The 9,095-nt window shown below is 51.6% G+C and carries 8 protein-coding genes and 2 tRNA genes; 4 read left to right on the forward strand and 6 right to left on the reverse strand.

The genetic code is table 11. The features are described from left to right. Positions 1-15: 15 nt before the first annotated feature. The 6 genes from rplT to uvrB form a co-directional block, all read right to left on the reverse strand. Positions 16-369 carry a 50S ribosomal protein L20 gene (rplT, locus tag BOW52_RS03100; protein ID WP_078482626.1) on the reverse strand — a complete coding sequence of 118 codons (354 nt, stop codon included), beginning with the start codon at positions 367-369 and terminating at the stop codon, positions 16-18. 12 nt (positions 370-381) lie between these two features. Further along, positions 382-579 carry a 50S ribosomal protein L35 gene (gene rpmI / locus BOW52_RS03105; protein ID WP_078482627.1) on the reverse strand — a complete coding sequence of 66 codons (198 nt, stop codon included), beginning with the start codon at positions 577-579 and terminating at the stop codon, positions 382-384. 77 nt (positions 580-656) lie between these two features. Continuing rightward, positions 657-1,187: a translation initiation factor IF-3 gene (gene infC / locus BOW52_RS03110; protein WP_078482628.1), complete on the reverse strand. Its 531-nt coding sequence runs from the start codon at positions 1,185-1,187 to the stop codon at positions 657-659. Positions 1,188-1,190: 3 nt separating this feature from the next. Further along, on the reverse strand, positions 1,191-3,116 hold the full coding sequence (gene thrS / locus BOW52_RS03115; RefSeq protein ID WP_078482629.1) for a threonine--tRNA ligase: 1,926 nt from the start codon (positions 3,114-3,116) through the stop codon (positions 1,191-1,193). 93 nt (positions 3,117-3,209) lie between these two features. Beyond that, positions 3,210-3,286: transfer RNA gene (locus BOW52_RS03120), tRNA-Val, on the reverse strand. Between the two features lie 65 nt (positions 3,287-3,351). Then, a complete protein-coding gene (gene uvrB, locus BOW52_RS03125; RefSeq protein WP_078482630.1) occupies positions 3,352-5,373 on the reverse strand; it encodes an excinuclease ABC subunit UvrB in 2,022 nt (673 codons plus the stop codon). A 74-nt stretch (positions 5,374-5,447) separates the two neighbouring features. On the opposite strand from uvrB, the gene BOW52_RS03130 reads away from it, so the two are divergent. The 4 genes from BOW52_RS03130 (at position 5,448) to BOW52_RS03145 (ending at position 8,606) form a co-directional block, all read left to right on the forward strand. Next, on the forward strand, positions 5,448-6,644 hold the full coding sequence (locus BOW52_RS03130; RefSeq protein WP_078482631.1) for a pyridoxal phosphate-dependent aminotransferase: 1,197 nt from the start codon (positions 5,448-5,450) through the stop codon (positions 6,642-6,644). A 93-nt stretch (positions 6,645-6,737) separates the two neighbouring features. Continuing rightward, positions 6,738-6,813: transfer RNA gene (locus BOW52_RS03135), tRNA-Asn, on the forward strand. Positions 6,814-6,935: 122 nt separating this feature from the next. Beyond that, positions 6,936-7,229, forward strand: coding sequence for a hypothetical protein (locus BOW52_RS03140; protein ID WP_135621979.1), 294 nt, complete (start codon positions 6,936-6,938; stop codon positions 7,227-7,229). A 240-nt stretch (positions 7,230-7,469) separates the two neighbouring features. Beyond that, positions 7,470-8,606 (forward strand): RES family NAD+ phosphorylase, encoded by a 1,137-nt coding sequence (locus tag BOW52_RS03145; RefSeq protein ID WP_172840091.1) that lies wholly within the window; start codon positions 7,470-7,472, stop codon positions 8,604-8,606. Positions 8,607-9,095: the final 489 nt, after the last annotated feature.

Below are 9,095 nucleotides of genomic sequence, written 5' to 3' on the forward strand. Positions count from 1 at the left end.
CCAGATCGTGCTCGCTTACAGATTGGCCTTGGCCTGCTCCGCCAGAGCAGCAAATGCTGCCTTGTCGAATACAGCCAGATCAGCCATAACCTTGCGGTCGATCTCGATTGAAGCCTTCTTCAAACCGTTAATGAAACGGCTGTAAGAGAGACCATTCAGACGAGCGGCTGCATTGATACGGGCAATCCACAGGGCACGGAACTGACGCTTACGCTGACGGCGGTCACGGTATGCGTACTGACCTGCCTTGGTTACGGCCTGCTTGGCTACACGAACGACACGACTACGGGCACCATAGTAGCCCTTTGCCTTGCCGAGGATCTTTTTGTGCTTGGCACGTGCGGTTACACCACGTTTTACTCTTGGCATTGTCTACTCCCCTTATTTAGTACAAAGCATACGGCGTACCATTGGTACATCGACTGCATCGATCATTGAGGGAGCACGCAGGTGACGCTTACGCTTAGTGCTCTTTTTGGTGAGAATGTGACGACGGTGCGATGAGTTGCACTTGAAGCCTCCACTCGCGGTTTTTTTGAAGCGCTTGGCAGCACCTCGATTGGTCTTCATCTTAGGCATTTTCTACTCCAGTTTGAGTGTTATTAAAACTTCACGCCGGCAGCCTTTGAAAGCCGGACGCTGAAGCATCTTGCTACTTACTTGCCCTTTCTAGGGGCGATCATCATAACCATCTGACGACCTTCAGAACGGGGATGCTGCTCAACCGTTCCATACTCTTCCAGGTCTGCCGCAACCCGCTGCAATAGCTGCAGGCCGAGCTCCTGGTGAGCCATCTCCCGACCACGGAAACGAAGCGTTACCTTGGTACGGTCTCCATCCTCAAGAAAACGGATGAGATTACGCAACTTGATCTTGTAGTCGCCCTCATCGGTTCCGGGACGGAACTTAACCTCTTTAATCTGAATCTGTTTCTGCTTTTTACGCGCCTGCTGAGCCTTTTTACTCTGCTCAAACTTGAACTTGCCGTAATCCATCACTCGACAGACTGGCGGTTCCGCATCAGGAGAGATCTCAACCAGATCGAGATCGGCTTCTTCAGCGATACCGAGCGCTTCAGCGTTTGATACAACTCCGACCTGTTCTCCATCAGCACCGATCAAACGGATGCTTGGTGCGGTGATCTCACCGTTGAGACGGGTTGTATCCTTTTTGTTTTTCAGGGCGATGCTTCAATCCTCCAAAATAGTGCGGCCACGCGACTCGACTTCAGCAGCGAAGAGATCAGCGAGTTCAGAAACACTCATCGATCCAAGATCTTCACCACTTCGGGTACGCACGGCCACGGTAGCAGATTCAACTTCCCGATCACCAACAACCAGCAGGTACGGGACACGCTGTAATGTGTGCTCGCGGATTTTAAAGCCGATCTTCTCATTTCTCAAGTCCGATTTAATCCGGAAGCCTTGATTTTGCAAGGTTTGTTCGACTTGCTGAACAAATTCGGCCTGGTTATCGGTGATATTCATCAGCATCGCCTGGGTCGGTGCCAACCAGAGCGGGAATGAACCGGCGTGCTGCTCGATCAAAATTCCTATAAAACGCTCGAGTGATCCGAGGATCGCGCGATGCAACATAACCGGAATCTGGCGGCTGCCATCCTCGGCGACATACTCGGCATCGAGACGACCGGGCATGGAGAAATCGACCTGTATAGTGCCGCACTGCCAGACACGATTGAGACAGTCACGTAGTGAGAATTCAATCTTTGGTCCGTAGAAAGCACCCTCGCCCGGCTGCAGATCCCAATTCATACCCTTGGCATTCAGTGCACGCTCGAGTGCATGTTCCGCCTTATCCCACACCTCATCGGCACCGACACGCTGCTCCGGACGGGTAGAGAGTTTTACCTCAATCTCGGTGAAGCCGAAGTCTGCATAGACATCCTGCAGCAGATCGATGAACTCGGAGACCTCCGACTGAATCTGATCCTCGGTACAGAAGATGTGTGCATCGTCCTGGGTGAAATTGCGCACCCGCATAAGACCATGCAGTGTGCCCGAGGGCTCATTACGGTGGCATGAACCGAACTCAGCCATACGTAGCGGCAGATCACGGTAAGATTTCAGCCCCTGGTTAAAAATCTGCACGTGACAGGGGCAGTTCATTGGTTTCACTGCGTAGTCACGGTTCTCAGAATGGGTGGTGAACATCATGTCACCGAACTTGTCCCAGTGACCCGATTTCTCCCACAGCGAGCGATCGACCAGCTGGGGCGTCTTCACCTCTTTATAGTCGTGGCGATTCAGGGTCTGGCGAATGTACTGCTCAACCTGCTGCCAGATGGTCCAGCCGTTGTCGTGCCAGAAGACCATACCCGGCGCTTCATCCTGAGCGTGGAAGAGATCCATCGCTTTACCGAGTTTACGGTGATCACGCTTCTCCGCCTCTTCCAGACGATGCAGATAGGCCTTGAGCTCTTTTTTGTTCTTCCATGCGGTGCCGTAGATACGCTGCAGCATCTCGTTGTCGGAGTCACCACGCCAGTAGGCACCTGCCACCTTCATCAGCTTGAAGGCCTTGAGTTTTCCGGTTGAAGGAACATGGGGGCCGCGACATAGATCGATGAAGTCACCCTGCTGGTAGAGCGAGAGCTCTTCGCCGTGAGGAATACTCTCTATAATCTCCGCCTTGTACTTCTCACCCATCTCGCCGAAGAAGTCGATCGCCTCTTCGCGAATCTTCACAGAACGCTCAACCGGGACATCAGCCTTGACCAGCTCAGCCATCTTCTTTTCGATCGCAGTCAGATCATCTGGGGTGAAGGGGCGCTCATAGGCAAAGTCGTAATAGAAGCCATCCTCAATCACCGGACCGATCGTTACCTGCGCCTCGGGGAAGAGTGACTTAACCGCCTGCGCCAGCAGATGTGCGGTCGAGTGACGGATGATCTCCAGCCCCTCCTCGTCACGCTCGGTAATCAGTGAGAGAGCAACATCAGTTTCAATCAGATGAGAGGTATCGAGAAGTTCACCATCGATTTTGCCGCCCAGTGAGGCCTTAGCGAGACCAGGGCCGATATCGAGTGCAACTTCATGGATGGTTACGGGGTTATCGAAACTACGCTGTGAACCGTCGGGAAGGGTAATGGTTGGCATGCCAGATTCCTATTCTCAGTGGTGGTCGATACGAGGGACCACGTGATTACTTTCCACAAAAAATTAAAGCACCCGAGGGTGCTTTAAAAGTGTTGGTAGGCGCGATTGGATTCGAACCAACGACCCCCACCATGTCAAGGTGGTGCTCTAACCAACTGAGCTACGCGCCTGCAAAATCGAGGGCGAACGATAACATAGGCAGAAGAGCATTAACAAGCCATCTGGGGATGATTATCTAGATAGCTCTATCAACCAGCCCGAAACCGCTATTACGGATATGCTCAATCTCATCTCGCACACGTGCCGCCTCCTCGAATTCAAGGTTTTTGGCATGTTCAAACATACGCTTCTCCAGTGCCTCCAGTTTCTTGGCGAACTGTGCTGGCGTGAGCGAGGCGTATTCAGCCACCTCCTCGGCGACCTTGGCGTACTCCTTCGGTGAACCCGGCACACCGGCATGGGCGCTCTCCATGATGTCGGCAATCGCCTTCTTCACACCACGTGGGGTAATGCCATGCTCCTTGTTGTGCGCCTGCTGCTTCTCACGACGTCGCTCGGTCTCATCGATGGCACGTTTCATCGAGCCGGTTATCTTATCCCCATAAAGAATGGCCCGACCATTGAGGTTACGCGCCGCACGTCCAATGGTCTGGATTAGCGAACGGTCGGAGCGCAGGAAGCCCTCCTTATCGGCATCGAGAATCGCCACTAGCGAGACCTCGGGCATATCGAGCCCCTCTCGCAGCAGGTTGATGCCAACCAGCACATCGAACTCACCAAGACGTAGATCGCGAATGATCTCTACACGCTCGACGGTGTCGATATCGGAGTGAAGATATCGCACCTTCACGCCGTGCTCGCTGAGATAATCGGTGAGGTCTTCTGACATTCGCTTGGTGAGCGTTGTCACCAGCACACGCTCACCTAGTACAACTCGTTTGTTAATCTCGGAGAGCAGATCATCGACTTGGGTCGTAACCGGGCGCACCTCTATCTGAGGGTCGACCAGCCCTGTGGGACGCACCACCTGCTCCACCACCTGATCAGAGTGCTCCAGCTCATATTTACCCGGTGTAGCCGAGACGTAGATCGTCTGTGGCGATAGTTTCTCGAACTCCTCAAAACGCATCGGACGATTATCCAACGCCGAGGGGAGACGGAAGCCATACTCAACCAAGTTCTCCTTGCGTGAGCGGTCGCCCTTATACATGCCACCAATCTGCGGCACGGTGACGTGTGACTCGTCGATCACCAACAGTGCATTGTCGGGCAGATAGTCAAACAGCGTCGGGGGCGGCTCACCCGGGCCACGTCCGGAGAGGTAGCGCGAGTAGTTTTCGATGCCGTTGCAGTAGCCAAGCTCCACCAGCATCTCGATATCAAACTGGGTACGCTGTGCCAGCCGCTGCTCCTCAACCAACTTATTGAGGTCGCGCAGTCGCTCGAGTCGCTCTTTGAGCTCGACCTTGATCTCATCTACCGCACCGAGAATCGTCTCGCGTGGCGTGACGTAGTGAGTCTTGGGATAGATGGTCAGACGCGGTACTCGACGCAGGATCTCACCGGTCAGCGGATCAAAGTAGGCAAGCGATTCGATCTCATCATCAAACAGCTCGACCCGCACCGCCTCCTTGTCCGACTCCGCCGGGAAGATATCGATCACCTCCCCCCTCACTCGATAGGTGGCACGGTGCAATTCAACATCGTTACGGGTGTACTGCAGCTCGGCCAGACGGCGCAAAATAAGGCGCTGGTCAATCGTCTCACCCCGCACCAGATGCAGCATCATGCTCAGATAGGCTCGCGGATCACCCAGACCGTAGATACAGGAGACACTGGAGACGATAATTGCATTCTCCTTCTCCACCAACGCCTTGGTCGCCGAAAGGCGCATCTGTTCAATATGCTCATTGATCGCGGCATCCTTCTCGATAAAGGTATCAGAGGCGGGAACGTAGGCCTCGGGCTGGTAGTAGTCGTAGTAGGAGACGAAATACTCAACCAGATTTCCGGGAAAGAACTCCTTCATCTCTCCGTAGAGCTGTGCAGCAAGGGTTTTATTCGGAGCTAATATCAGCGTCGGGCGCTGCACCGACTCGATCACCTTCGCAACGGCAAAGGTCTTACCGGAGCCAGTCACACCCAGCAGCGTCTGCCCGGCGATGCCATCCTCCAGCCCCTCGACCATACGACGAATTGCCTCAGGCTGGTCGCCAGCGGGCTCCATATCAACTTCAATCTGGAAAGGTCTACTCATAATCGGGGATTGGGTAAAAGGCACGCATAAAGTATTATTACGCAATTGTGTCATAACTACGTGAGAAGACTCCATTGAGCGTGAAACTTTCTGATCGAGTACAACGGGTCAAACCCTCCCCCACACTCGCTGTTACTGCAAAGGCGGCTGAACTAAGAGCTGCTGGTAAGGACATTATCGGCCTTGGCGCAGGCGAACCTGACTTCGATACGCCTGAGCACATTAAGGCTGCCGCAGTTGAGGCGATTAGCAATGGATTCACCAAATACACAGCGGTCGATGGCACCCCTAGCCTGAAAAAAGCGATTGTCGATAAATTCGCGCGCGACAACAGCTTTGACTACACCCCTGAACAGGTACTGGTCTCCTGTGGTGGCAAACAGAGTTACTTCAACCTCTGTCAGGCGCTGCTCAACAGCGGTGATGAAGTGATCATTCCGGCCCCCTACTGGGTCTCATACCCCGATATGGCACTGCTGGCCGACGGTAAACCAGTCATTGTTTCCGCCGGACAGGATCAAAACTTCAAAATCACACCTGAGCAGCTAGAAGCGGCGATCACCCCACGCACCAAGCTCTTCACCCTCAACAGCCCCTCAAACCCGACCGGCGTCGCCTATACACGTGCCGAGCTGGAAGCGCTAGGCAAGGTACTCGAGGGACACCCCGAGATCATCATCGCCGTTGACGACATGTATGAGCACATCCTCTGGAGTGACGAACCGTTCTGCAATCTACTCAACGCCTGCCCCGCCCTCTATGATCGTACAGTCGTGATGAATGGCGTCTCCAAGGCCTATTCAATGACGGGCTGGCGCATCGGCTACGCCGCAGGTCCAGTCGATCTGATCAAGGCGATGAAGAAGGTCCAGTCGCAGAGCACCTCCAATCCCACCTCAATCTCACAGGTCGCCGCACAGGCAGCCATCGAGGGTGATCAGGGCTGTATCGCACCGATGCTGGAGGCGTTCAAGGCACGCCACGACTATGTGGTAGAACGCCTCAACCAGATGAAGGGCGTTGAGTGTGTCAAATCAGATGGCACCTTCTACGCTTTTCCTAGTTTTCAAGAGGTAATCGATGGACTGGATGATATCGACGATGATGTCGCCCTGGCTGAGATACTGCTGAATGAAGCGGGAGTGGCCCTGGTACCTGGCTCCGCCTTTGGTGCCCCAGGCCATCTGCGCCTCTCATTTGCTACCAGCAAAGAGAATCTGCAGCAGGCGCTTGATCGTATCGCCAGCTATCTGGATGGTATCAACAGCTAAGAAGCAAAGATTCCAATACTTTTTTGCAATCAGTATTGACCCTAAAACGGTGCTTGAGTAATATAGCGCCTCCTCTCCGGAGGCAAGAGCTATTCCCCTGTAGTTCAGTTGGTAGAACACCGGACTGTTAATCCGTATGTCGCTGGTTCGAGTCCAGCCGGGGGAGCCATATCTTATGAATCAAGAGCTTACGCTATACTAGTAGCGTGGGCTTTTTTTTCGTCTAAAGGAATCAGTGTGTTAGAAGATTAATTGGTTCGGGTCCGTCCTGGGCTCAGAGAGGTGCTTACCATGAACCGAACGCTAGATAATGTGCCCGAGTCTCTGCGTAAAAGGGGAATAACAAAGATCACGAGCAACCTCAATGAAAATCAGAAATTAGTCATTCAAAAAGGGTTAATATTCACTTTCTTCAAACCGGGGAGTCGCTATTTTTGCGAAAGTTTGTTTTGGGCATCCAAGCCCAAGCAAACAGCAAAAACTTCACGCGACCGTTTATGCCTGCGGCGCCCCGAATATACAGACGGCGTCGACTATCGCGGACTAACCGCCTTCGCTTCGCTATCCATGGCGGTCAGCGAATGAAATCATGGAGAGAGCAACTTCTCCTAAGAAGAAGCCAGAAAAAGGTACTAAGCCGAAGTCTCCACCTAACACTAAGATTTCTGATTAGAAACATCATGAAAGGGAACTTCAATTTGTATGAAATGCTGCACTGACTGCTTTACCAACAAAGACATACAAATCTATATATCTGATAACGGCCTCAGATCTGATTGTGAGTTTTGTCATAGCACCAGAGTCTATACCCATGACACTCAATTTGTGGGCAACTTCATTCGCGATGGCTTAACTCGAGCCTACACACTACCTGACCCAGGCCTTATGGAGCATGGCCTTGATGACTCAAATACCATCTACGATATCCTGATGTATGACGAGCGAATTTTTCCGCATACGTTAAACAATGATGGAACATCAACATGGCTCATCGATGCGTTAATTGAAGATAGCGCCCCATCTTGGCATGAAGTAACCCAAGGTTCTCATGACAAATACCCCGAGGGAGGTAACACATTCCTAGCTCTCATCAATGGGTTTGTCGGTGAATCAAGTACTCGATTCAGCCAATCGTGGAATGGATTTGTTGAACATATCAAACATACCTCTCGTTTCTTTGATTTACCTACAGAAGGAAGCAGAGAGGAATACCTAAAAGACCTTGGTATTCTCTTCGAATATTGCGAGTTACTTCTACCAACAAACACGTCGTTATGGAGGGCGAGAGTTTTAGAGGAACATCCACTCAATCCTCTAGACATTCAAGATGCTCTTGGTCCTCCACCTCCGGCACGCGCATCTCATAGCAGAATGAGTCCGACCGGAATAACATGCTTCTATCTTGGTGATTCCCCTGATACCTGTATAGCCGAAATACGACCCGAAGTTGGTTGCGAACTCTTACTCGGAAAATTCATAACAAAAAACATCCTGAGAATTCTCGACCTGACAAAGGCACCAAACATTGCGAAAACCAGCATTTTTCAGTCGGATTATGACCACGACATGCGCTGGGCAGGCGACTTTATTGGTCAGTTCATTGATGAGACCTCTCGCCCTATTTCGAGCAATGACTCCGGACTTGAATATCTACCGACTCAAGCACTATCTGAATACATACGCAGCAAAAACTTCCATGGTATTAAATATAACAGCAGTCAAAACACAAATAGCGGCACAAACTACACATTCTTCCTCAAACCCAAGGATGATTATCCATGGTTTCCTATGCCTGGTAATAGTGAGGAGTGCATGGAATTCCATAACCATATGTATTTATGCGAACATCAATGGATCAGCCTGACAAACGTCTCATACGAATTTGAGAAGCTAGAAGCTAGGAAACACACAGAACTCTGTATGACATACGACAAAAGCACAGATTCTAAAATTCCCTATTAACCCCATCAGACCTAATGATTTACTAAACAGCATACCCACGAGAAGACTCTCGCCATAAACTAATAGAAATTCGTAACATAGATATTCCTAACCAACTCTAGCTGCCAGCCTTTTTGGTAACTCTATAACTAATAGTTTGGTTCCCAGCGCGCACCGTACGGGGAGCCAAACTAAAGAGGCCTGAGTCGAAAGACTCGGGCCTTTTTCTTTTCCATACTCCACCACTCCTAGCTTTCCACCCCTCTTTCTAGCGATAACTAGTTACACCCAACATAGAAAAGGCCCGACAGCTTAGCTATTAGGGGAGTCGCTATTTTTGCGAGAGTTTGTTTTGGGCATCCAAGCCCAAGCAAACAGCAAAAACTTCACGCGACCGTTTATGCCTGCGGTGCCCCGACCGTCCTGCGTACGTTGCGTAATCACCTCTTCGCGGCTCTACACAACTCCCTCACTGACTCTACGCCGACATAAAGCCGCTGCTGCATCTTC

Source organism: Solemya pervernicosa gill symbiont (genome assembly GCF_002020875.1).
Taxonomy (GTDB): Bacteria; Pseudomonadota; Gammaproteobacteria.

Excerpts from the sequence above, each read along its gene's own strand:
- thrS (WP_078482629.1), bottom strand. The coding sequence starts at position 3,116 with ATGCCAACCATTACCCTTCCCGACGGTTCACAGCGTAGTTTCGATAAC.
- rpmI (WP_078482627.1), bottom strand. The coding sequence starts at position 579 with ATGCCTAAGATGAAGACCAATCGAGGTGCTGCCAAGCGCTTCAAAAAA.
- uvrB (WP_078482630.1), bottom strand. The coding sequence starts at position 5,373 with ATGAGTAGACCTTTCCAGATTGAAGTTGATATGGAGCCCGCTGGCGAC.
- BOW52_RS03140 (WP_135621979.1), top strand. The coding sequence starts at position 6,936 with ATGAACCGAACGCTAGATAATGTGCCCGAGTCTCTGCGTAAAAGGGGA.
- rplT (WP_078482626.1), bottom strand. The coding sequence starts at position 369 with ATGCCAAGAGTAAAACGTGGTGTAACCGCACGTGCCAAGCACAAAAAG.